This window comes from Desulfovibrio sp. 1214_IL3152, assembly GCF_036763055.1.
GTDB lineage: Bacteria > Desulfobacterota > Desulfovibrionia > Desulfovibrionales > Desulfovibrionaceae > Desulfovibrio.
The window spans coordinates 12,832-36,927 of sequence record NZ_JBAIYW010000496.1 but is presented as its reverse complement, the minus strand read 5'-3'; the positions used below and the strand labels follow the sequence as shown (position 1 = coordinate 36,927).

Sequence of the window (24,096 nt, the reverse complement as noted above, 5' to 3'; positions counted from 1 at the left end):
TCCGGGAGAGGCAGCGCCATGAAAAAACTCGAAATAATTATCCGTCCCGGCATGTTTGAAAAAGTCAGGGATGTGCTTTCAGAGTTGGGCATTCACGGGATGAATTACACGGAAATAAAGGGCTTTGGACGGCAACGCGGCCACACTGAAGTGTACCGTGGCTCCATCATGCAGGTGGACTGCCTGCCCAAGATAAAGATTGAAGTGGTTTTGCATGACGCCATGCTTGAGTCGGCAGTGGACGCGGTAATGCTTACTGCCCGCACGGGGCAGGTAGGGGACGGAAAGATTTTTATCAGCCATGTGGATGATGCCGTGCGCATCCGCACAGGCCAACGCGGCGATGCGGCCCTCTAGGCCGGAAGTTTGACGGCAAGATTCACCTGTCCAACTGAAAGGAGTAAAGGCATGAGTTCCACCCGCAAAAAAGCTTTATTCATGGCTATAAATACCGCGCCTGTGGTTCCCGCTCACAGGGAAGGACCCGCCTGCCGCGTGGAAGACAACTTTGGCCGTTATGTTTTTGGTCTTTCCACCATGCGCAAGCGCCTGCCCAAGGATGTCTACAGCAAGCTGGTCAAGACCATTCGCGATGGCGAACGGCTGAATCCGGACATTGCCGATGTGGTTGCCAATGCCATGAAGGACTGGGCCATAGAAAATGGCGCAAGTCATTATACGCACTGGTTTCATCCCATGACCGGCCTTACGGCCGAAAAGCACGATGCCTTTTTGTCGCCCACGTCCGATGGGCAGGTCATAAGCGAATTTTCGGGCAAAATGCTTATCAGTGGTGAACCTGACGCCTCGTCCTTTCCTTCGGGGGGCCTCCGCTCCACCTTTGAGGCGCGCGGCTACACCGCCTGGGACCCCAGTGTGCCGGTTTTTATCATTCCCGCGCCTTATGGGGCGACACTGCACATTCCCACATACTTTTATTCGTATTCCGGCGAGGCCCTGGATCGCAAAATTCCGTTGTTGCGCTCCATATCCGCCTTGTCCCGGCAGGCCATGCGCATACTTCGCCTGTTCGGCAACGACTCTGCGGCATATGTGCGCGCCATGGTGGGACCGGAACAGGAATACTTTCTTGTGGACAAGCATCTTGCGGCCCTGCGGCCGGACCTGCTGCTGGCAGGACGCACCCTCCTGGGGGCGCCTTCGGCCAAAGGACAGGAAATGGAAGACCATTACTTCGGCGCAATTCCTGCCCGGGTAATGAGTTTCATGCAAGATGTGGAAAAAGAGCTGCTGGCTTTGGGCATTCCTGCAAAAACCAGACACAATGAGGTGGCTCCGGGCCAGTTTGAGCTGGCCCCGGTTTACGAAGAGGCCAACATTGCCTGCGATCATAATATGCTCACCATGAACATGATGCGGCATATGGCCGCAAGGCACGGCTTTGTCTGCCTGCTGCATGAAAAACCTTTTGCCGGAGTAAACGGCAGCGGCAAGCACAATAACTGGTCCATGAGCGATTCCGACGGCCAGAATCTTCTCAATCCCGGAACAACGCCGCAGGATAATGCGCAGTTCCTTGTTTTTCTGGCCGCCGTTCTGCGCGCGGTACACAAACACAGCACGGCCTTGCGGCTTGGGACCATAAGCGCGGGCAATGACCATCGCCTGGGGGCCAACGAGGCCCCTCCGGCCATTCTTTCAGTCTATCTCGGTGAGCAGCTCACCGGGGTGCTGGAGGGCATCATCAGCGGTCAAGGACACAAAAGCAAAAAGAGCGGCTTTATGGAGGTAGGCGTCTCAACGCTGCCGCCTCTGCCGGTGGACCTTTCCGACCGCAACCGCACAAGTCCTTTTGCCTTTACGGGCAACAAGTTCGAATTCCGTTCGGTTGGCTCATCGCAGTCGGTGGCCCCGGTCAATATCGTCCTTAATGCCGCAGTGGCCTGCGCCCTGGACGACATTGCCACCGAGCTGGAAGCTTCCGTCTCCGCCGGAGCCGACCTTAATGCCGCGCTTCAGGAACTGTTGCCGCGCATGTTCAAGGAGCATATGCCGGTTGTTTTCAACGGAAACGGTTATGCGGCATCGTGGAAAACAGAAGCCGCCAGGCGCGGCCTGCCCAACCACAGCAATACGGTAACAGCTCTGGAGCATTACAGTGATCCGGACGTTATGAATGTTTTTCTGCGGCACGGCATCCTGACGGAACGCGAGATACTGTCACGCCAGGAAATATTGCTTGAAAACTACTGCAAAACCATCTGCATCGAGGGGAATCTGATGCTGGACATGCTGCGTGCTTCTGTAGTGCCTCAATGCCTTGAGGCGCAGTCACGGGCGGCCGATGCCGTTATCAAGACGCGCGCCGTTTTGGGAGACAGTGGAGCCGCACCTGAAGAGAGGTATTTTAATAAGCTGCATGCAGACCTGGCGGCGCTTCAGGGCAATATGGAAGAACTTGAGCAGGCCCTTGTCAAAACGGCCAGCATCAAGGGAATTCTGGAAGAAGCCAAGGCTGCCCGGGACGGCGTGCTGGTCGCCATGAACCGGTGTCGTGAACATGCCGACAACCTTGAAAGGCTTGTTGACGACAGCCTGTGGGTCTTGCCCAAATATGCTGAGTTGCTGTGGTCGCATTAAGGTCGCTATGAAAAATTCACTGCGGCAGTAAGTGCTGTTTCAATATGAATTATTTCGGAGGCGTAAGGGAAAAACAGACTTTGCAATGTTGATGGCAGAAGCCTCATCCCGGGGGGGAGCGTGGCCTTCATGCCGTCAGCCCCTGCGCATGGCGCGGGGAGTCTCCGGCCAGGGTCGTTTGCCGCAACGAACGGCTCTGGCCGGAGCCACAAGGCGGAGAGTCTGGCGGCTCTTCGCCTTTCATTGCGGGGCGGGTACACCGCGTTTACTTTTGATTTGAATCGGAATACTTTCTTTATACATCATATTGTCAAAGATGTTTTTTTGAGGCGCTGAGCGCCTTTGAAGAAAAAGGAGCAACTATGGCTGTGGCATTGCGCTTTACCAAGATGCAGGGCATCGGCAATGACTATGTTTATATCAACGGCTTTCAAGAGCGTATTGACAGCCCGGGAGAACTCGCCAAAAAAATCAGCGACCGCCATTTCGGCATCGGCTCTGACGGGCTTGTTCTTATTTTGCCGTCTGCATCGGCCGACGTGCGCATGCGCATGTTCAACGCTGACGGCTCGGAATCGGAAATGTGCGGCAATGCGGTGCGTTGCGTAGGCAAATATGTTTATGATCACGGCATACAGGTCAAAGACGTTATTACGGTGGAAACCCGCGCAGGCGTCAAGATTGTTCGCCTTTTGTTTGAAGCGGGGCAGGTTTGCGGCGCCACTGTGGACATGGGCGAGCCTGAGCTGAATCCGGCCAGAATTCCCGTGCTTACCGAAACATCAGGGGACGGCAGCCAGCAGCGCTTTGTGGCCCGCCCTGTGGACGTGAACGGCCAGCTCTATGAAATAACCGCCGTATCTATGGGTAATCCCCACGCCGTCATTTTCACGAAGGGCATTGACGACCTTGACCTTCCGCGCATCGGGCCGCGCTTTGAGCATCACCCCCTGTTTCCCAAGCGCACCAATACGGAGTTTGCGGAAGTCATATCCTCCACCAAGGTTCGCATGCGCGTGTGGGAACGCGGTGCGGGAGAAACGCTTGCCTGCGGAACCGGCGCCTGCGCCGTTGCCGTTGCCTGCGTGCTGAACGGCTATGCCGGACGCGAGGTGGAGGTTGAGCTTAAGGGCGGTTCTTTGCATATCCACTGGGATGAAGCCAGCAATCACGTGTATATGACCGGCGGCGCGGTGACCGTCTTTTCCGGAGAGTATTACATCTGAACCTGATTGAAGAGGATGGCATGACTACCATAAACAGCAATTTTCTTAAGCTTCAGAGCAATTACCTTTTTGCGGATATCGCCCGCAAGGTTTCGGCCTATAAGGATGCCAACCCTGGCAAGCGCGTTATCAGTCTGGGTATAGGCGATGTTACACGTCCGCTGGTTCCCGCTGTCATTCAGGCCCTGCACAGGGCTGTGGACGAAATGGGAGATGCGGCGCATTTTCACGGTTATGGGCCGGAACAGGGCTACGCGTTTTTGCGTGATATCATCATGCAGTATGACTATAAGGCGCGTGGCATTGCCCTTGACCCTGATGAAATCTTCGTCAGTGATGGCGCAAAGCCTGATGTAGGCAACTTTCAGGAGCTTTTTGCCCAGGACAGCATCGTGGCGGTTACCGACCCGGTGTACCCGGTATACGTTGACTCCAATGTCATGGCCGGGCGCTCGGGCGAAATGAAAAACGGGCAGTGGAGCAGGATTGTCTATCTGCCGTGCGTAAAAGAAAACGATTTCGTACCGGATTTTCCTGCCGTCCGGCCTGATATCATCTACCTCTGTTATCCCAACAACCCTACAGGCACAGTGCTTTCACGCGCAGCCCTGCAAGGGTGGGTGGATTATGCCAGGCGCGAGGGCTGCGTCATTCTGTATGACTCGGCCTATGAAGCTTTCATCACCGAAGCCGACATTCCCCACAGTATTTATGAGATTGAAGGCGCGGAAGAAGTGGCTGTGGAGTTTCGCAGCTTTTCCAAAACGGCCGGCTTTACCGGCCTGCGATGCGCCTATACCGTAGTACCCAAGGCTCTGCGCATCAGTGACGGAAAAAACGGTTCGGTGAGCCTTAACGCGCTTTGGAATCGCCGTCAGTGCACCAAGTACAACGGTTGCCCCTATGTTGTGCAGCGCGCCGCCGAGGCCGTATACAGCGAGCAGGGGCAAAAGGAAGTCATGGGGGTTATTGCGGGCTATCTGCGCAATGCCGCCATGTTGCGCACGGCGGCAAGTGAAATGGGCTTTGGCGTCTATGGCGGCGTGAACGCCCCTTATATCTGGGTGCGCGTGCCTGACGATACAGACTCCTGGAGCTTCTTTGACAAACTGCTGCAACAGGCGGCGCTGGTCTGCACTCCCGGAGCGGGCTTTGGCGTTTCAGGCGAGGGATATGTGCGCCTGACGGCCTTCGGCACGCCCGAAGATACGGAAGAAGCCATAAAAAGATTGCGCGGTTTGTGCTGATACATTGTTTTTTGCAACCGTGAAGGATGCGCAGGGGCCGCCGGAGAAAAACGGCGTTCTCCATGCCAGGCTCTCGGGCGCTGCTGTTTCAATTGTTTCTTCAGGGCGGGACAACGTGGCATGGTTGTTCCGCCCTGATGCTGTTTGGGGCGTACCTGCGGGCATAGCTGTGCGTTTAATAAAGGCATATATGTAAAAAACCGGAGGCCCCGCAGGACCACCGGTTTTTTACAAGACAGGCAGAAATGGTTTCTGGCCGTTATACGCCCTGGGCAACCATAGCGTTGGCAACCTTGCGGAAGCCAGCAATGTTGGCGCCCATCACAAGGTTGCCGGGCTCTCCGAATTCTTTGGCAGTTTCGGCGGCGCTCATATAAATATTGCGCATGATTTCGTGCAGCTTGCTGTCCACTTCTTCAAATGACCAGCTTTGCATGCTGGCGTTCTGTGCCATTTCAAGCTGGCTGGTGGCAACGCCACCTGCATTGGCGGCCTTGGCAGGGCCGTAACAGATGCCCGCCTCAAGGAAGGCATGCACCGCGTCAAGGGTAGAGGGCATGTTGGCCCCTTCGGCCACGCACTGGCAGCCGTTGGCAAGCAGAACTCTGGCGTCTTCAAGATTCAGTTCGTTCTGGGTCGCGCAGGGGAATGCGGCGTAGCAGGGAACAGACCACACGGCATTGCGACCGTCAGCGTATTCGTTCACCGGCGTATACACAGCGGAAGAAACCAGGTCAGCGTAGCGGGTGAGGGATTCGCGTTCCACTTCCTTGATCTGTTTAAGCACATCCAGCTTGATGCCTTCCGCATCGTAAATCATGCCGCGCGAGTCGGAAACGGTAAGCGGAGTGCCCCCCACCTGATAGAGTTTTTCGCAGCAGTAGATAGCCACGTTACCAGCGCCGGAAACCGTACATTTTTTGCCTTCAAGGCTCTGGCCTTTGCCCTCAAGCATGCTCTGGGCAAAGTATACGGCGCCATAGCCGGTGGCTTCGGTGCGGGCAAGGGAGCCGCCGAACAGCAGGTTTTTCCCGGTCAGTACGCCTTCATAGCTCTGGGTAAGGCGCTTGTACTGGCCGAAAAGATAGCCAACCTCGCGGCCGCCGACACCGATGTCACCGGCGGGAACGTCAATGGTGGCTCCGATATGGCGGTAAAGTTCGCTCATAAACGCCTGGCAGAAGCGCATGACTTCCATTTCAGACTTGCCCTTGGGGTCAAAATCCGCGCCGCCTTTGCCGCCGCCAATGGCAAGTCCCGTAAGGGAGTTTTTGAAAATCTGCTCAAAGCCAAGAAATTTCAGAATGCCCTGGTTAACGCTTGGGTGAAAACGCAGGCCGCCCTTGTAGGGTCCAATGGCGGAGTTGTATTGAACACGAAAGCCTTTGTTAACCTGAATCTGCCCTTTGTCGTCAATCCATTGAACGCGAAATGATATGGTGCGCTCTGGCTCTACAATGCGCTCAAGAATCTTGTAACGTTCGTACTGCGGGTTTTTGTCCAGCACGGGCTGTAGGCTTTGTAGCACCTCTTGTACAGCTTGCAGGAAGATGGGTTCGTAGGCGTATTTATCTTGAAGATTACTCACTACACGCTGTACATAAGACATTGTCGCTCTCCTTGTGGCGATGATCAGGAAGTTGCCCTGAAAAGGCGTTCCTGTTTTTGGGGCGGGTTACTAAGTAATCCAAAATCGCGGCGTCTGACAAGGCTTTTCAGGCCCGGAAACCGACAAGAGAAAAAAATATTTGCGCCCCTGTCTGATATTTTTTCCTGCACGGCATGTTTCAAAAAAAACGTCATGCAGACCAATATGTTTGCGCAGCCCCAAGCCCCCTCTAACACCCTCATGGGAGCCGCGTGGAACACTGTGCGGGACTTCGGCCGGGGCGTGCAATCTTCAGTCGCGCGCCTTGCATTTCTTGCGGCCTGTCTCGCGCTCTGTCGCAGCGGTCGGCTGGCCCTTGGGGGTATATCATAGAAGGAAGAAAGGTCCAGCGGCAGGCAAGGGGCAGAGCAAGCATCACGTAAAACTTCTGGGGTGACAGATACAGGATCAGATGCTTGTGTCCGGACCCGACGAGTGTTAGCGTGCGCTAGTAAGAACGTATGCCGATATCTTTCCGCAACGCATTGTGACAATCCATTCATGAAGCATTCCCGCATATTACGCGTCTCAATTCTCATAGCACTGTTTGTGGCGGTGGTCTTTTTTTTGTCTGCCCTGGCCTGGCGGCATGTTGCGCCTGCCACTGCCAGGGCTGAGCAGGACTACCGCGCCGAAATAGTCGCCGGTAAGCCCATTGGCGAAGCTGCCGCGCCGGAGCGTCCTCTTTCTGCCAGCCTGGATGCGGTGGACGATGTAAAGCCGGCTTCTTTGGAAGATGCCGCTGCGCCCCCCCAGCCGCTTGTTTCAGCACCTGACTTTGAAACTCCTGATGCCTCTGCGCAGTCCGAAAACGCCGCCGCTTCGGCTCAGGAAGACAAAGCTTCGGTTCAAGGGGAGGCCGCCAATACGACTGATGCCGCTGAGGCAGCAGAAGAACCGCCCCAATCCGCCGAGCTTGCGGCCCAATCGTCTGCCGATGCAGGAAGCAGCGCCGCACAGGCAGCCGTTGCGCCAAAATCCAGTACGCAAAGTTCGAGGTTGCATCTTTTCGGCACCGTGGAATTTAAGCGCCCTTTATCTTCATTGCCGGGTTGGCTGGACGTCCTTAAGCGCAATAAAAAGGATCCGATCTTTATTCCCGGTAAGTATTTTAAAAAATCGGTTACCTGGGACAGCTTTAAGAAAAATGCTCAGGGCAAAAGCCCCATGGAACTTTTGCGCTATGTTAACGGCTTCTGGAATACCTGGCCCTACAAAGAAGACATCGTTAATTGGGGTGTAGAGGATTATTGGGCTATCCCGTCTGAATTTTTGAGAAAATCAGGTGACTGTGAAGACTATGCCATTGTCAAATATTTCACCCTCAAGGAATTGGGCATTCCGGCTGAAAACATGCGTATAGTGGTTGTGCGCGACACGTTGCGAAACCTGGCGCACGCCGTTTTGGCCGTTTATTTGAATGGTGACGCATATATACTTGATAATCTTAGTAATACTGTTTTGTCACACAGCAGGATCAGGCAGTATAGTCCACAGTACTCGGTCAACGAAGTTGGCCGATGGGCGCATCTCAAAGGGCGCAAGCTGAAGTAGGAAAATTTATGAAAATTCAAGAGATGGATGTCCAAAGTGTCGTCAGCAAGTACCGGTTGAGAAAAGCAGTGGTTGCTGCGGTAAGTTTGGCGTTTTTTCTGGTGGCGGCCTCTGTGGCCTACGTGCTGTGCGCGCTCCAGATCAAATATGCCACGCAAGATTTTTTGCACAATCAGAGAGAGATAGAGCAGCTCTGGCTGGAAAAATCCCTTGAGGGTGTCCGCACATGGCATAACAACCTTGTGGAGCAGGCGCGCTTTGTCAGTTCTGCGGAAATGTTCCGCCTGTATGCTGTGGATGTGCGCAATCTTGGACCCGATGGCGCTGCCCGGCTTGTCGCGCCTGACGCCTCGGCCAGCAGCAGCGAAGCTCTGCGCTCGTTGGCCGAACAGTTGCCATACATGCAAGACCTGCTGCAGGACTTTGCAAAGAGCAGACAGTGGACAGCAGCCCGTATTGTTTTGCCTGACGGCCAGTCGCTGATCATGCAGGAACATGCAGCGCCCCTTGGGGAGGCCCAGGCAGACATAGTGCGCAGGGCCATTGCCGGAAAATCCATTGTTTTTGGCCCTGTACGTGCTCTGGGACAAGACTTTGTCATGGATCTTGCCGACCCTCTTTATGAGGTGCTCGGTCAGGGCAGCACCGTGCCGGTGGCGGCGTTGCTGGCTACCGTGCCGGTGGACAGGGCGCTGGTTTCATTTCTGGCTCTGGGGCAGGAACAGTATCGCGACATTCGTCCGTGCATTGTGCAGGAGAATGATAAAAGCATGCAGGCAATACGCCTGCACGACGGCAAGGCGGAACTCGCCCCGATCTCTGCAGATCTGAAAAAGGGCAATTTGGCCTTCCAGCGCCGACAAGGCATTGCAGAGCAGGGCGACGTGTACTCACTGGGCAGCTATCTAAGCGCTTTCAACTGGTGGGTTGTGGTTGAGGTTCCTGCAAACATTGTTGATTTCTTTCTGGAGCGCCAGAGAACGCAGATATATGGTCTGGGCATTCTCGGCAGCCTGGGTACAGCCCTGCTGGTGGCCTTCGTGTGGGCCAGCATTGCGGGGCGTTCATATCGAGCCACGGCCAGACATTTCCAACGGCTTTATACGCTTATCAAACAGCAAAAACTCATGCTCGACAGCGTGAATGCTTCCCTTCAGGCGGGCCTTATGCTTGCCGACAGCCGAGGGCAATTGCAGATGTATAATCCGGCTTTCAGCGCCATGACCGGAAAAAGGGAAGCAGAACTTGCGGGCAGCAACCTTTGCAACGTCTTGCCCGAATCTGCCGCAAAAACGCTTCTGGATGGCATGCGAAAAGTCGTCAAAGAAAAAGCTGAAGGAAGCCTTGAAGTTTCTCTGGGGCAATCCCAGGAAGCACGCCTGTACCGGGTAACGCTTTTTCCCTTTGAAGACAGCTTGATGGAAGAAACTGCCGAACCCGGCGGATGCGTCGGCATTTTTCAGGACATCACCGAGTTCCGCCGCCGGGCCGAGGCCGCCCGCGAACGCCAGGCCAGCAGTATTGCAGCCCTTGTGCGCGCCATTGAGAGCGTGGATGTCAATCTCATCGGCCATTCACAAAAGATGGAGCAGGTTGTGGAACTGCTTGCCGAAAGTCTGCAGCTTTCTGACAAGGACAAAGAAACGTTGCGGCTTGCTGCACGGCTTTCTCAGGTGGGCAAGATATTTGTGCCGCACCACCTGCTGAGCAAGACCGGCAAGCTCACCCCGGAAGAGCAAAGCGAAGTTATGCGCGCTCCCGAATATGCATACAGGGCCTTGTGCGACTTGCAGTTTGGACTGCCCGTTCCGGACGCTGTATACCAGATGGGCGAGAGGCTCGACGGCACAGGGCAGCCCCGCAAGCTCAGCGGCGACGCCATTACGCCCAATGCGCGCATTCTGGCCGTGGTTAACGCCTTTTGCGCAATGGTCAGCTCCCGCTCATACCGGGCAGGCATGGATGCGGACGAGGCCATTGCCCTGCTTAAACGCGATCATGGTTTTGACCAGGAAGTGGTGGCAGCCCTTGCGGCCTTGCCGGTAGACAAGCTGCAGAAGGCTATTGACGACGTCATAACCATGCAGGCAAAAAGCGAAGAGTAAGCCTGACGGCTGCGGAACAGATTTTATTTTTTAGAGTCATGAGCAAAACAACAGACCGCCTGTCACAGGGCGGTCTGTTGTTTTGCTCATTGCTGTCTTTGGGGGAGGGATAAAATCGGTGCTGTTTCATGTGGGCAGGCAACCCCCTGGCATTAGCCGCACCTGGCCGTGCGACGTGTCACGCACTTGTCATGCCATTGCGCGTATGGGAGCGCAGAGATTAATTTAAATTATTCATGCCGGTTAAAATTTTTGCTGTTTTTTGAAGATAAATTCTTGCCTGTCGGGGCTGTTTGTAGCAATCTTGCTCTTCCCCCCCTATCGTGACCGAAACTACCCGCCAGTATGGTTTCGGCAATCCGTCAGGATTGCCCGGCTGCCCGCAGTCGTAAAGACCGAAGTTCGCTCACAGCCTTGCGGTTGCGCCATGCGCTCCACAGGGTTTTCACTCTGACCATCCATAGTGCGTACACATCAGCGTTGCGGCTGCCGCGTATTGCGGGCCGGTCTTTTCGTGACGCTTTTTATCGAGGTTACAACCATGTGCAGAATAGGCGCTATCAAGAGCGGAATGCCGGTGCCTCCCTCCGTGGCACTCAATCTCATGCTGCCGCAGCAGGAAGGACACGACAATTCCGGCTTTGCCATGATCATGCAGGATTTGGAAGGGGTGTTCAGCCATTATAAGAACAAACCCTTGCTTTCACTGGCCTGTACGCCGCAGGGCGTGCAGCTTGCCAATGATTTTATGGAAAAAAAGGGTTTTGTGCAGGTGGCGCAGTGGGTTCCTGACGTGGACAGGCAGCCGGGTCTTAAAATTGAGGCCATGCCCCGCTATATATTTAGAAACTATGATTATCCTGAAATATATCGCTATCGCAAACAAAAAGAGCGTGATGACCTGCTGCTTGATACGCGGCTTGAGCTGCGGGCCTTGCTGGAAAAAAACAATGACGGCTTTGTCTACTCTTTCTGGCCTGACACCCTGACGCTGAAAGAGATAGGCGATCCGGCAGATATCGCCACCTATTTTCGTCTCTGGAATGATGATGAACGCCTTACCGCCAGAAACATTGTGGTCCAGTGCCGCCAGAACACCAACTACGACATTGTGCGCTATGCGGCTCATCCCTTTTTTCTTCAGGGGTACACTGTTTGCGCCAATGGCGAAAACACTTTTTTTACCAGAAACAAAGAGCTTCAGAGCGCGCTGCACAGGGGATATGTGGGTTTTGAGTCCGACTCGCAGACTTTGTTGTACACCCTGCATTATGTGCTGCATGAGCTTGAGTGGCCCATAAAATACTTCAAGCACGTGATTACGCCCTTGCCCTTTGCGGAAGCGGAACAACGCGCTGACGGCAAGGTGCTCACCCTTATACGGGAATCTCTGGCGCATCTTGAAATCAATGGTCCCAACGCCATTATCGCTCTTTTGCCGGACGGAAGCCTGATGACCTGCTGCGATTCAAAAAAATTGCGGCCCCTTGTTGTGGGACGCCATAGGGACATGGTGGCAATTGCCTCCGAGGTCTGCGGGCTGAACGCAATTTTGCCTGACCGCAATGTGGCAGAAGATATCTATCCGCATGAGCGGGAGATGGTGGTCGTGGACAATGACTTGGCGGTGCAGCGATGGAATCAGTAAAAACTCAGGACATCAGCGTCAATGACCTGTTCTGGAAGATAGAGTTCAGGCCGAATATGTGTATCGGATGCGGCTCCTGTGCGGCTGCCTGCACCTTTGCGGCCATTGAGCCGGCCAGGCTGCGTCGCCGTGCCGTGTCGCGCACGGCTGCGGAGCCTGCGAAGGAGAATGCCGCTCCTTTTATCATCATGCAAAAGTCTTCAATCCAGCATGCCTGCGTTGGATGCGGCATGTGCGAAAAAAGTTGCCCCACCGGAGCCATACGCCCCGTACGCAATGCCGATCAGCGTGTCGGCTTTCTGGCGCGTGAGCATGGCCCCATAAAGCGCGGTGGACGGAGCAACCTTGCCATGCCGCGCACCCTTGATTCTATCGTTGTCGGGCGCATCAGCCAGATGACAGACCCCGCCCTTGATTCGGAACGGCACACCTTTGACATGCGCGCACCTCTGGGACGTGTTTTGCCGGCGGGTGATCTGCCGCTCAGGGTAGAAGGAACAAGCCTTGTGCCTGCGGGACGAGCGCCCACGGTGAACTGGATTTATCCGCTCATATTCAGTGACATGAGTATCGGAGCTTTGTCCACGCGGGCCTGGGAAGCAATCGCCCTGGCTACGGCCTACCTTAACGAAAAATGCGGTATGCCGGTGCGCATGTGTTCAGGCGAAGGTGGCATGCCCGGCAGGCTTCTGGAATCAGAGCAGCTGAAATACACGATCCTGCAAATAGCATCGGGGCATTTTGGCTGGAACCGGATCATCAGGGCCATGCCCCATATGAGAACCGACCCGGCCGGAGTGCTCATAAAAATAGGGCAGGGGGCCAAGCCCGGCGACGGCGGCCTGCTGCCAGCGGCCAAGGTGGCGCCGCACATCCAGGCCATACGCGGCGTACCCAGAACTACGCTGCATTCCCCGCCCAATCACCAGGGGCTTTATTCCATTGAAGAGTCTGTGCAGAAGATGCACCTTTCCCTCAATGCCGCCTTTGGTTTTCGCGTTCCTGTGGCGATCAAGTGCGCGGCTTCGGCCACATCCGTTTCTGTCTATAACAACCTGCTGCGCGATCCTTACAGAATCTGCGGCGGTTTTTTTCTTGACGGCATCCAGGGCGGAACCGGTGCTGCCAATGAGGTTTCCCTGGAGCATACGGGCCATCCCATAGTCTCCAAGCTGCGCGATTGCTATCAGGCCGCCGTGGCCCAGGGACTTCAGGGGCAGATTCCCCTGTGGGCGGGCGGTGGCATCGGTTTTTCAGGCAATGCGGCGGCTGACGCCTTTAAAATGATCTGCCTCGGGGCTAATGGGGTTATCGTAGGTAAAATTCTCATTCAGCTGCTCGGCTGCGTGGGCAACGAGCATGGCCGCTGCAATGCCTGCAATACGGGTAAATGCCCCACCGGTATCTGCACACAGGACCCGCGCCTGGTCAGACGCCTGGATGTGGACAAGGGCGCACAAAGCATTGTGGATTACATGCTGGCCTTTGACGCCGAGCTGCGCAAACTGCTGGCCCCTGTGGGCAACAGTTCCATGCCGGTAGGGCGGTCGGATGCACTGGTAACGACAGACAGGGCCGTTGCCGACAAGTTGGGCATTCAGTATGCCTGCTAGTTTTCAGTAAAAGGATAACTGTATGTTGCGAATGAACACGCTGCACAATCACGAACGCATGTCCACTCAGGATCTGCTGCTGGCAATTGAAGACGCAGTGGACAGGGGTGAGACGGTTTTTCATATAGAGGCATCGGGCCAGCACGATATTGGTGGCCCATTATGGAACAGGGACGGCAAAAAGCTCATGTTTACCGTGAGCAATCCCGGCCAGCGTGTAGGGTCCATGTGCCTGCCTGATACAGAAGTGCTGGTTGAAGGATCTGCTGCCGCTGATGTCGGCTGGCTTAACGCAGGCGGGCGCATTACCGTACGTGGCGATGCGGGCGATACTGCGGGGCATTGCGCGGCTGCAGGGGTGATCTACATCGGCGGGCGGGCAGGCACACGCTCCGGCTCACTGATGAAGCACGATCCCATGTATGAGCCGCCGGAACTGTGGGTGCTCAAAAGTGTGGGCAGCTTTTCCTTTGAATTCATGGGGGGCGGACGGGCTGTGGTTTGCGGCTACGAAAGCCAGACCATGCCGTCCATTCTCGGTGAAAGGCCCTGTGTGGGCATGGTGGGCGGCGCTGTCTATTTTCGTGGCCCTGTGGGCAATCTTTCGCCGGATGTGCGCGTAAGCGCCTTGACCGGCCAGGACCTTGCGTGGCTTGAGGCGGGGCTGGAGTCTTTTCTTGCCGCCATTGACAAGCCGCAGTTGCACAAAGAACTTTCTGTCTGGAAGCACTGGAAAAAAATTGTTCCAGTGCCGCAAGAGCAGGATGAACACAAAGGCGTTCAACAGATGGCGCAATTCCGCGCCGAGGAATGGATTAAAAACGGTATTTTCAGCGATGTGGCCCCAGATGATTTCGCGGTCAACGGGCTTGTCGCCGTGGGAGATTATCGCCTGCGCGTCCCGGCATGGGAAAACAGGGGGCATGCCGGGGACGGCTCCTCCGCTTGTTCGCTATCCGTTTCGGGGCCTTGCCGTGATTGCAAGATATGCATCAAATCATGCCCACAGAAAGCAATTCGCCGCAAACAGGTGAATGAAGGTTTTGACTACGCGGCAGATCCCGCGCGCTGCATTGGCTGCGGCATCTGCGCGGCAGTTTGCCCCTGCGGTGTCTGGCGGATGCATGCCAGCCAGGATATGTGCGCAGGGGGCTGAGTGGCATCATTGGCCTGTCATGCCTGAGGCCCGGCTAAAGGAGTGACGGGAAAAGCGGTGCGTATGCGCTAATGCTGTCGGCATGCGGTATTATAAGGTATATGCCTGCTTTTTCTTTTACGCGTTCTGATGCATACTGGAGCGGCGGGACAGTTCTTTTTCAGGAGAGTGCCATATGGACATTTTTGAAGCCCTTTTTACACGCCGCAGCATCCGCAAGTTCACTTCCGAAGATGTGAGCGACGCTGACCTTGAAATCATGCTGCGGGCAGCAATGGCTGCGCCCAGCGCCCATAACCGCCAGCCCTGGCACTTTGTTGTTGTGCGCGACAAAACCCTGCTGGCGGAAATAGCCAACCGCCATCCCTATGCCAAGATGGCCGCCGAAGCGCCCCTTGCCATTGTTGTCTGCGCCGACCCCGCCGAAGCCAAAGAGCCGCGCTACTGGCAGCAGGATTGTACGGCCGCGCTGGAAAATATGCTGCTGGCCGCGCGCGGCAAGAATATCGGCACGGTGTGGTGCGGCATGCATCCGCTTGAAGACAGGGTAGAGCCTATCCGCCAGTTGCTGAAAATTCCTGCGAACATCAATATTCTGGCGCTGGTTGTCGCCGGGCATCCGGCACAGCCCTTTGGCGAAGCTGACCGCTATCGCGAGGACAGGGTTCATCACAACGGCTGGTAGACAACCGCCTGTTACCGAAGGCAAATAAGAGTTCCGCTGTTTTTTGTGCGGGCCGCTCCGGGTATGGTCCGTTGCGGCCCGCCTTTATTTGGAAACAGCCCCCGGAGCGTTCACCGCTTGAAATATCTGCTTAACGGCTAGAGCATTTAACACTTGAAATGCTCGCTTACGGCAGGCAAAAGCCTGCCTTCTCGCATTTCGTGGCAAGGATTTTCAAGAAAATCCTTGCAGAGCAGTTAACTCATTTCATTCGTTAACTGCTCTAAACCTCTCTGCCGCTTTGCCACCTAGAGCAGATTAACTTTGAGAATATACATTCTCAAAGTTTAAGGCACGCTCACTTCGGCGTTTAACCGCGCAGATAAACTGCGCTTACGCCTCCGTAGCGAACGTCTGCTCACGCAGCCGTCCGAGCAATTTAAAAGTTAAATTGCTCTAGCTTCCTCGGCGTAAAAACCAGCATCGCCGTGGTGCGTCATCAGTTCAGGCGGTGTAACGACATGTCACAGACACGGTCACCGCGGTTCCTGGTTTTTCTGCGCTTTGACCGGCGGCTTTTTTGGCGTTTTGGTTTTCTTTTTCAGCGGCGCACAGTCTTTGAGGTTGGCGCAGGCCCCTCCCGCAATGGCCCACAGGTACAGGGCGGCAGTGGTGGCATGAGGGGAGTAGCGTCTTTTGTATCTGGCAAAGAGCGTGGGGGTAATCTGACGATGCCTGTACAGCATGCGCAGCCCGCGTTGGATTGCCAGGTCATCCCAACTCAGGATATCCGGCCGCTGCATGGAAAAAATCATAATCATTTCCGCAGTCCACACGCCTATGCCCTTCAGTTGCACCAAATGTGCGCAGACTTCCTCATCTGTCATGGATGGCAGACGCTCAAGATCGAGACTTCCATCCAGGGCAGCCGCGGCAATGTTTTTTATATAAACGGCCTTGCGCATGGATATGCCGCAGGTCTGCAAGCTCTCCGCGCTTATGCCCATCAGGTTTTCCGGGGTTAGAGGGCAGAACTGTTCCCGCATGCGCCTCCAGACAGTGGCCTGGGCTTTTGTTGATATCTGTTGCCCCACGATGGAATTTAAAAGCGCGCTGAAAATGTCAGGCGTGATTTCGCGCCGGATATGACCGATTTCGTCCATAGCTGCGGCCAAAACCGGATCACGCGACCTGAGCCATGATTTTTCTTTTTCGCCGTATTCAAAATAAGGTGTATTGGGCATGGGCTTTCTCTGGTTGCCATATTTTTTCATGCTCCAGCAGATATTGCTTGACGGCAAGGCCACCCGCATATCCGGTAAGGCTGCCGTCCTGCCCGATGACACGATGGCAGGGAACGATGATGGCTACCGGGTTGCGGTTATTCGCCATGCCGACGGCGCGGCTGCCGCCGGGCTTGCCGATCATGACGGCTATGTCTTTATAGCTGCGCGTTTCTCCGGCCGGAATGGTCTGCAACGCCTGCCATACGGTGGTCTGGAATGCTGTGCCGCCGAGATTCAGGGGCAAATCAAATTCTTTTCTGCTGCCCGAGAAATATTCCGTAAGCTGGCGTTCCGCCCGTTCAATAACCGGGCTTTTCTGTAGCGCAAAGCCGTCAGGCGGAGCCTCAGTGCTGAAAAATACCTGGCAGATGGCGTCATTTTTTTCAGCTATGCCGATCTTGCCGATAGGGGAGGCGTAAAACCATAAATTTGTCATGGTGTAGCTCCGATTGGCGGCGCATTGCGCCGGAAGTGAACTTTTTTAGTGTGTCGCGGCAAGGCGAGCACGCGCGTCACCTGCGCTTGCCGAATGTTGTCGTTGTTTACGGTATTTGGCGGGGCTTGTGCCTGTCTGTTTTTTAAAAAAGGCATAAAATGACGTCAGACTTTCAAAACCGATGGTCGCGGCAATGTCTGTGATGGGCATACCTGTTTTTTCCAGCAACGCGCAGGTCTGCCGCTCCCGAACCTGTCCGAGATACTGTGCCGGGGTCTGGCCGTACTGCTGCCGAAAAATAACCGCAAGATGACTCTGTGATACGCCAAGCCGTCCGAGTTCACATTTCAGGCGGGCGCGGTTGCCGAAGTGCCTGTCAATGAGGTTTTTGGCCTGCCCGGCAAGCAACGCCGCCGGATCATGCTTGTCCAGATCGGGACGGCAGCGTTTGCAGGGCCGCAGCCCGGCTTGTTTCGCCTCCTCTGCTGTGTGGAAGTATAAAACATTTTTCCGCAACGGCGTTCGTGACCTGCATGAGGGGCGGCAGTAAGCACCCACAGTTCTTACCGCATAAAAAAACTGTCCGTCATAGGCCGGATCACAGTCACACAGCGCCCGCCACATGGTGGCATCAGAAAGTTCTGTCATATATAAACCTCACCTGTTTCAAAGCCATAACACAGGCATACGCATGCGTCTTACCCGTTTTCAAGATGTAATTCCTGTCTGGGCAAAGGTCAAAACCATGCATTTTTCAGCCGTCCCAGAGCAGCGATGATATCCGCTTCCGGCAGCGTGCCATAGCCCAGAAACAGGCAATTGGCAGGGCAGCGTGTTTTGTCCTGCCAGAAAGGCGAAGCAGGGTACACACGAACGCCGCAAGCGGCGGCTTTTGCCGTAAGGCGTGTTTCGTCCGGTCCTGCGGGAAATTCCAGCAAAAGGTGCAGACCGGCATTGTGGCCGTGTATACGCACACGCTTGCCGAACAGGCGGCCAACCGTATGTACAAAAAGGTCGTGCTTTTTTTTCTTGAGCAGACAGATTTTTCTTAAATGTTTTTCCCAGTATCCCAGTTTCATGAAGCGGCTCAGAACCGCCTGCTCAAGCCACGGGGCAGTACACTGGAAACCGGAAAAAACAGAGCGGAACCTGTCTGCAAGCAACGGAGGAAGCACCATATACGACATGCGCATGCCTGGCGAAAGTACCTTTGAAAATGTTCCCATATAGATGACGCGGCCATTCTTGTCGATGGATTGAAGCGAGGGAACCGGCCTGCCGTGATAGCGCAGTTCGCTGTCATAGTCGTCTTCAACAATAAAGCCGTTGTTTTTCTTTGCCCATTCCAGAAGTTTCACACGCCTGCCAATGGGCATGACAACGCCTGTGGGAAACTGGTGCGAGGGTGCTATGTGAACAAGTCTGGCGGGTGACGCCGCAAGGCTTTCTATATCGATGCCGTCGCTTTTTACCGGAACAGGAAGCGTGGCTGCGTTGAAAAATTCATAGGCCGCTCTGGCTCCTGCATAGCCGGGGTCCTCAAGGGCAACAAGAGCACATTCATCCTGAAGCAGGCGCATGACGGCAAGAATTGAGGGCTGCAGGCCGCTGCATATGACCACCTGTTCGGGGGCGCAACAAACGCCTCGACTGCGGTAAAGATACGAAACCAGCTCGCTGCGCAGGGCCAGGCTGCCGCAGGCATCTGCATAGGTGTGCATATCTGTAGCCTGGCCGCTGTTTTTTTGAAGGGACGACAAAATGTCGGCCATCAGTCTGCGCCATAGCCCAGCGGGAAAGATAGAGGCATCCAGATTTTCGTAATTGAAGTCATAGTCGATGCGTTGCCGTGATGCCGGATTTTCTTTTTCGGATGCGTCCGTGCGGGCAGCGACGGGAAGGGGCCTGGCGGCATGCATGTCGCGGTATACGGAGTTCACCTTGTACCCGCTGCCAGGGCGAACGCGCACATAGCCCTCAAGAACAAGTTGTGCATAGGCATTTTCAACCGTATTTTTGCCAAGCTGAAGTTCTTTTGCCATAGCACGGATGGATGGCAGTTGAGCGTCAGGGACCATTGCTCCAGCAAGAATTTCGTTTTTTACCTGTTCATAAAGCTGTTGGTAGAGAGGAACACGAGCGGCGGTATTCAGATATAACATGACTTTTTCTCCGGTGCGCAAGGTCGCGCCTTGCGGAGTGCATAACTGGCGCGGGTTCTGTTTTCCGGTTGAAAGGACATAAAGCGTCAGGTTAAAAAAGATAAAACTGTCCCTATTCAGCAGCAGGTATTTTTTGTTATGCAGAGGGTCAAAATATCATAGCCGAGAGGAATTATGCAGACAAGAATGAAGAAATATCCATTGGCTGAAGAAAAAATACACGACCTGCTGGCCACGGAAGCTGTGGGCAGGCTAGCCAGCACGGGGGCGGACGGCTTTCCGTATATCACGCCGGTGCATTTTGTTTTTTGGGAGGGAAAAATCTTTATCCACGGCTTGGCTGTGGGTGAAAAGCTGAGCAATATAAAAAAGGATGCCCGCGTGGGCTTTGAGGTGGAAAGGATGCTCGGCCTTGTGCATGCTGACAAACTGCCCTGCGATACCAACACCAGCTATGAAAGCGTCATTATAAGAGGAAATGCCGTCCTGCTCGAAGACTCCGCGCTGAAGCTCGCCGTTCTGGACGCCTTTGTGGCTAAGTATGCTCCGCACCATGCCGGGAGATCATACCCTGAGTCCATGCTCAAAATGACGGGCGTTATTGCAATGGATGTCCTGTCCTGTACGGGGAAATATTATCCTGCGTAATGGTTTCAATAGGCCGCGCGGTTACGCCGGACTTGTCGTCATGCCCCCTGTACGGATCTTCAGCATCTGGCAGGGGGCTTTTTTTGTGCTGCTGCCTGAAGAGTGTTGCGCCGTTGAAAATACGGTACACAATTTTTCAAACATTATATTTTGCGCGTAACAGTATGTTCTATTTACGCTTAAGCGGCTTAGGGCGGTCGTCTGCTATTGTCGCGGCCATGACCATTGCCTGCTGAAATCGTCAATATGCCTCTTGGTTATTGACAATGAAGTGACGCAGCATATCGTAATACTACGGAGTGAAAAAAATTTTCAATTAATTGTGCGCATGCTCACAGAATCAGATACTCCGTCTGTGTATAGCAAAGATGACAAGCGTGATCACAACATGCAACAGCCGCAAAGGCGAAGGAAAAGCCATGAAGATACTGCAGCTTGAATCAACAAGAGAATTCTCGGCCAATGCCATGAAGCGGTTTTTTCTTGTGGAGGATTCGCCGTATTTCAAGATGATAAATTTTAACCTGGACGCCGGGGTGACTTTTCCTGTCCATTCGCACGACCTGGACGGCGAACTGTCCATACAGGTGCTGGAAGGAGAGGGATTTTTCCTTGGGGCGGACGATGCAAAGCTGCCCGCCAAGGCAGGGGATATCCTTGTGTCTGAAATTCGTGAGCCGCACGGGGTTGAGGCTGTGTCGCGCATGCGCCTGCTGGTGACCATCACGCCGCCTATCTAGAGCAGATTGACTTTGAGGATGGACATTTTCAAAGTTCAAAGCATGCCCGCTGCGGCACTTAACATCGCGAATAAATTGCGCTTACTCACGCAGTCGCCAAAGCAGTTTCAAAGTAAAAATGCTCTGGGTTCCATCCAAGGCTGCCGCTTCCGCATGATCTGCATTGCCGCGCGCAAGCACAGAAACGTCCGAGGTGTCTATGTTGCTCACAAAAGATACGACCATTCACTCCCTGACGAGCGAATATCCTTTTTTGATAGAATCGTTGGCGCTGCATAACAGCAGCTTTGAAAAGCTGAAAAATCCGCTTTTGCGGCAAACTGTGGGGCGTATTGCCACAGTCGAAAAAGCCGCAGGCATGGGCAATGAGGATGTGCTTGCCCTGCTCTTGTTCATTGCAGGAGAGATCATGGCCCAAACAGGGCAGCCGGTAGAAATATCGCCGCCAGAGGTACGGCAGGCGAAATCTTCGGTAACGGCGTCGCGGGAACAGCGGTTGGCGCAACTCAAAGAAATCATCAAGGAACTGCATGACGGTGTGGAATTTGCGGCCCTGCAGGAAAAATTCAACAAAACCGTGGGCGATATCAGCCCCGAAGAAATCGCCTCCCTTGAGCAGAGCCTTGTTAACGAAGGCATGCCGGAAACGGAAATAAAAAAAATGTGTCACCTGCACGCGGCGCTGTTTCAAAATGCGTTGGAAGGGCAGGCGATGCCGCAGGTTCCGCCCGGACATCCGGTGGATACCTACCTGAGGGAAAACGCACAGGCCAAAAAATTCACTGCTGAAATCAAAGACGCCCTTGCGCTGGTCGCCGGTGACGATGGTGAAAAATCGTGGCCCTTCACTGTGGGCAGGCTCAAGTCGCTGACACAGGAGCTGGCCGACATACAGACCCATTACGTCCGCAAGGAAAACCAGCTGTTTCCCTTACTTGAACAGCACGATCTGAGCGCCCCCGGCAAGGTCATGTGGGAAGTGCATGACGATATCAGGCGCTTGATCCGGCGGGCACAGGAGCAGTTTGATGCGGGCGACCGAAGCGGCATCACTACGGCGGTGAAAGAGCTTGTGGATGAAGTTGATGAAATGTTCCGCAAGGAGGAAAATATTCTCTTTCCCATGAGCCTTCAGTTGTTGACCGATGCTGACTGGGGGCGCTGCCGCCGGGGCGACGATGAAATCGGCTATTCCTTCGGTGTGGTGCCGGGCGACCAATGGGCTGCCCCGGAGGCATCCTCTGGAGGCCGTGAAACAGGGCAGGCAGGACTTGTAGACCTTTCCACCGGCCGTTTGCCGCAGCAGGTGGTGGACGCCATCCTTTGCAACCTGCCTGTGGATATAAGTTTTGTAGATGCTGACGACCGGGTTGCCTACTATTCTGACAGCGCTCATCGGATTTTTCCCAGAAGCGCCGCTGTCATCGGGCGCGAGGTGAAAAACTGCCATCCCTCCAAGTCCGTTCACATGGTTACTGAAATACTGGAAGCCTTTAAAAAAGGTGAGAGAGACAAGGCGGAATTCTGGCTGGAACTTGGCGGAAAGTTTATTCACATCCAGTATCTGGCTTTGCGGGATAAGCAGGGAGAATACCTGGGCTGCCTCGAGGTCGGACAGGACGCCACCTACCTTCGTTCGCTGACCGGACAAAGGCGTCTGCTTGAATGGACATGATCAGCCGCGCAGCGGCGCAGGGTTTTCTGTAGTTTTCTGTACTGCAACGGTTTATGGCGGCAAAGGGGAATCCTTTGCCGCCATAAACAATTTGAACGCAAGGCTGTTTTGCGGTTGCGTGGGGCGATGTGCGTCATGGCAGCTACATCACACGGCATCACACGCAGTTTCAGTCTACTGGCTGAAATGGTGAAGACGACAGCGCCCTCCATCCCTGCTCCGCACTTTGCTGAGCGGTGCTACCTTGACCATGTATACGGGCAGAGTAAAACGCTTTGTTCCGCAAGAACGGCGGGGCAGACTGCCGCAGAAAAGCCGCAAGGCAGGGCTGGCGTGGAAAGTTTTTCTATGTCATATTCTGACGCCCAGAAATGGGGCATGCCGGGCAGGGCCGTGTATTTTTACGAAGGTGGAGAGGATATGGACAAGCAGTTACGGAAAGCCAAAGACAGATGCTTTATGTATGGGATATGTGTTTTTTTTGGCATATGCGCCGTCATTCTCAAACTGCATGGCTTTTTAAGCGGCATGGGCTTTGAGGCACGCTCAACCCCCATGATGCTCATTGATTCTTTGCTGTATTTTCTGCTTTTTTTTGCGGTTATCTCCATCCGCCCCATCGCCAATTTTTTCTTTTCTTTGTACTGTAAGCGCCTGCAAAAGAAACTTGATGCAGCCGAATCTTCCGCGCAGGGCAGCTAGGGCGTCTGCCCACGCAGCCACCAGAGTAATTTCAAAGTGAAAATGTTCTAATATATTCTAATTGTATTATTGAAATTTTTCCATAAAAGCGGCCCGCCGGAAATACTGGCGGGCCGTTGCTGTTGCTGCCGGATGCGGGCGAGATCCCATCAGGCTGTCTGGCCGTTGACGCCATCCATGCGCTGCCAGCTATCGAGGTGTTCGGCAATGTGGCGGCAAATGGCGGCGTGTTCTTCCTTGCCTTGCCCCTGAATGCGTACGGGGCTGGCAAAGCAGTACCGTACGGGCATTCCTGGTTTTACAGGCCCAAGTTCCTTGATTTTTTTACCCTGGCCCCAGGCATCGGTTTTAAGGGCCAGCGGTATTAACGGCACTCCGGCTTTGCGGGCCAGCTTGACGCCGATAGTGTTGAAATGCCGCTGGTCAAAAGCGAGCGCGCGCGTGCTTTGCGGAAAAACAATGATGGAAATGCCTTTGCTCAGGCGCTCAAGGCCGCCTTCCAGCACCGCGGTAAGGTCTTCGCGCGGGTTGGACCGCCCAAGCACAATGGGGGCGCGCGAGCGCATGACCGGCCCGAAAAGGGGCATGGTGGTCAGGCTCTTTTTTACCACAAATGTCACGGGCATGCGCGGGCGTATCATGCCCGGCAGCATGAATGTTTCCAGCGTGCTCATATGGTTGGCGACAAAAAGGCAGGGGCCGTCCACTTTTTCAATGGCGTTCATGCCTTGCACCTCAATGGGGCAACCGATGCGCTCCATGAGTTCTGAAACCCACACGCTGGCGTGTACCCATGCACTGTCGTCACATTTTCCTTTGGCTGCCCTGGCGCACAGCCAGCGCAAAGGGCCACCGAACAGGCGGGTGTAAAAGCTCAGCGAGGGCATCAGACGGGTAAAAAAGCCTGTATGTGTTCCCTGGCTTGTGTAGCTATCGCCAGTGAGAAATTTTTTTGCAAATTCGCCTTCAATATAAGGGTGCATAC

Annotated in this window: 20 protein-coding genes; 14 read left to right on the top strand and 6 right to left on the bottom strand. The window is 54.6% G+C overall.

Annotation, left to right across the window (positions count from 1 at the left end; all coding sequences use genetic code 11):
• The first annotated feature begins 18 nt into the window (after positions 1-18).
• The 4 genes from V6C07_RS10695 to V6C07_RS10680 all read left to right on the top strand — a co-directional run bounded on the left by V6C07_RS10695 (position 19) and on the right by V6C07_RS10680 (position 5,074).
• Complete coding sequence (locus V6C07_RS10695) at positions 19-357, top strand: P-II family nitrogen regulator (protein ID WP_333536469.1); 339 nt, start codon at positions 19-21, stop codon at positions 355-357.
• Positions 358-408: 51 nt separating this feature from the next.
• On the top strand, positions 409-2,601 hold the full coding sequence (locus V6C07_RS10690; protein ID WP_333536468.1) for a glutamine synthetase III family protein: 2,193 nt from the start codon (positions 409-411) through the stop codon (positions 2,599-2,601).
• Positions 2,602-2,963: 362 nt separating this feature from the next.
• Complete coding sequence (gene dapF, locus V6C07_RS10685) at positions 2,964-3,827, top strand: diaminopimelate epimerase (RefSeq protein WP_333536467.1); 864 nt, start codon at positions 2,964-2,966, stop codon at positions 3,825-3,827.
• A 20-nt stretch (positions 3,828-3,847) separates the two neighbouring features.
• Entirely contained in the window at positions 3,848-5,074 is a 1,227-nt protein-coding gene (locus tag V6C07_RS10680; protein ID WP_333536466.1) for an LL-diaminopimelate aminotransferase, read from the top strand.
• 259 nt (positions 5,075-5,333) lie between these two features.
• Here V6C07_RS10680 and gdhA read toward each other — a convergent pair whose 3' ends face one another.
• Positions 5,334-6,683, bottom strand: coding sequence for an NADP-specific glutamate dehydrogenase (gene gdhA, locus V6C07_RS10675; protein WP_333536465.1), 1,350 nt, complete (start codon positions 6,681-6,683; stop codon positions 5,334-5,336).
• Positions 6,684-7,289: 606 nt separating this feature from the next.
• On the opposite strand from gdhA, the gene V6C07_RS10670 reads away from it, so the two are divergent.
• From V6C07_RS10670 to V6C07_RS10645, 6 genes are all read left to right on the top strand, one after another.
• Positions 7,290-8,276 (top strand): transglutaminase-like cysteine peptidase, encoded by a 987-nt coding sequence (locus tag V6C07_RS10670; protein ID WP_333536464.1) that lies wholly within the window; start codon positions 7,290-7,292, stop codon positions 8,274-8,276.
• Positions 8,277-8,284: 8 nt separating this feature from the next.
• A complete protein-coding gene (locus tag V6C07_RS10665) occupies positions 8,285-10,381 on the top strand; it encodes an HD domain-containing phosphohydrolase (protein WP_333536463.1) in 2,097 nt (698 codons plus the stop codon).
• Positions 10,382-10,970: 589 nt separating this feature from the next.
• The gene (locus tag V6C07_RS10660; RefSeq protein WP_333536462.1) at positions 10,971-12,029 is read left to right on the top strand and encodes a glutamate synthase; all 1,059 of its coding nucleotides are present in this window, start codon (positions 10,971-10,973) and stop codon (positions 12,027-12,029) included.
• Complete coding sequence (locus V6C07_RS10655) at positions 12,017-13,642, top strand: glutamate synthase-related protein (protein WP_333536461.1); 1,626 nt, start codon at positions 12,017-12,019, stop codon at positions 13,640-13,642. Before V6C07_RS10660 ends, V6C07_RS10655 begins: the two co-directional genes overlap by 13 nt.
• Positions 13,643-13,664: 22 nt before the next feature.
• Positions 13,665-14,798, top strand: coding sequence for a 4Fe-4S dicluster domain-containing protein (locus V6C07_RS10650; RefSeq protein ID WP_333536460.1), 1,134 nt, complete (start codon positions 13,665-13,667; stop codon positions 14,796-14,798).
• Between the two features lie 175 nt (positions 14,799-14,973).
• Positions 14,974-15,483 carry a nitroreductase family protein gene (locus V6C07_RS10645; RefSeq protein WP_333536459.1) on the top strand — a complete coding sequence of 170 codons (510 nt, stop codon included), beginning with the start codon at positions 14,974-14,976 and terminating at the stop codon, positions 15,481-15,483.
• Between the two features lie 515 nt (positions 15,484-15,998).
• On the opposite strand, the gene V6C07_RS10640 is transcribed toward V6C07_RS10645, so the two are convergent.
• From V6C07_RS10640 to pdxR, 4 genes are all read right to left on the bottom strand, one after another.
• Positions 15,999-16,706 (bottom strand): DNA-3-methyladenine glycosylase family protein, encoded by a 708-nt coding sequence (locus V6C07_RS10640; RefSeq protein ID WP_333536457.1) that lies wholly within the window; start codon positions 16,704-16,706, stop codon positions 15,999-16,001.
• Positions 16,684-17,184: a methylated-DNA--[protein]-cysteine S-methyltransferase gene (locus tag V6C07_RS10635; RefSeq protein ID WP_333536456.1), complete on the bottom strand. Its 501-nt coding sequence runs from the start codon at positions 17,182-17,184 to the stop codon at positions 16,684-16,686. The genes V6C07_RS10640 and V6C07_RS10635 overlap by 23 nt, the downstream gene beginning before the upstream one ends.
• A 45-nt stretch (positions 17,185-17,229) precedes the next feature.
• Positions 17,230-17,832, bottom strand: a complete 603-nt coding sequence (locus tag V6C07_RS10630; protein WP_333536455.1) for a bifunctional transcriptional activator/DNA repair enzyme AdaA — start codon at positions 17,830-17,832, stop codon at positions 17,230-17,232.
• A gap of 89 nt (positions 17,833-17,921) precedes the next feature.
• Positions 17,922-19,346, bottom strand: coding sequence for a MocR-like pyridoxine biosynthesis transcription factor PdxR (pdxR, locus tag V6C07_RS10625; protein WP_333536454.1), 1,425 nt, complete (start codon positions 19,344-19,346; stop codon positions 17,922-17,924).
• A 186-nt stretch (positions 19,347-19,532) separates the two neighbouring features.
• Here pdxR and V6C07_RS10620 point away from each other — a divergent pair, with 186 nt between their 5' ends.
• From V6C07_RS10620 to V6C07_RS10605, 4 genes are all read left to right on the top strand, one after another.
• Positions 19,533-19,994: a pyridoxamine 5'-phosphate oxidase family protein gene (locus V6C07_RS10620; protein ID WP_333536453.1), complete on the top strand. Its 462-nt coding sequence runs from the start codon at positions 19,533-19,535 to the stop codon at positions 19,992-19,994.
• 419 nt (positions 19,995-20,413) lie between these two features.
• Entirely contained in the window at positions 20,414-20,734 is a 321-nt protein-coding gene (locus tag V6C07_RS10615; protein WP_333536452.1) for a cupin domain-containing protein, read from the top strand.
• 199 nt (positions 20,735-20,933) lie between these two features.
• The gene (locus V6C07_RS10610) at positions 20,934-22,409 is read left to right on the top strand and encodes a DUF438 domain-containing protein (protein ID WP_333536451.1); all 1,476 of its coding nucleotides are present in this window, start codon (positions 20,934-20,936) and stop codon (positions 22,407-22,409) included.
• Between the two features lie 348 nt (positions 22,410-22,757).
• Complete coding sequence (locus V6C07_RS10605; RefSeq protein ID WP_333536450.1) at positions 22,758-23,111, top strand: hypothetical protein; 354 nt, start codon at positions 22,758-22,760, stop codon at positions 23,109-23,111.
• A 149-nt stretch (positions 23,112-23,260) separates the two neighbouring features.
• On the opposite strand, the gene V6C07_RS10600 is transcribed toward V6C07_RS10605, so the two are convergent.
• The gene (locus tag V6C07_RS10600; protein WP_333536449.1) at positions 23,261-24,094 is read right to left on the bottom strand and encodes a lysophospholipid acyltransferase family protein; all 834 of its coding nucleotides are present in this window, start codon (positions 24,092-24,094) and stop codon (positions 23,261-23,263) included.
• Positions 24,095-24,096 lie beyond the last annotated feature (2 nt).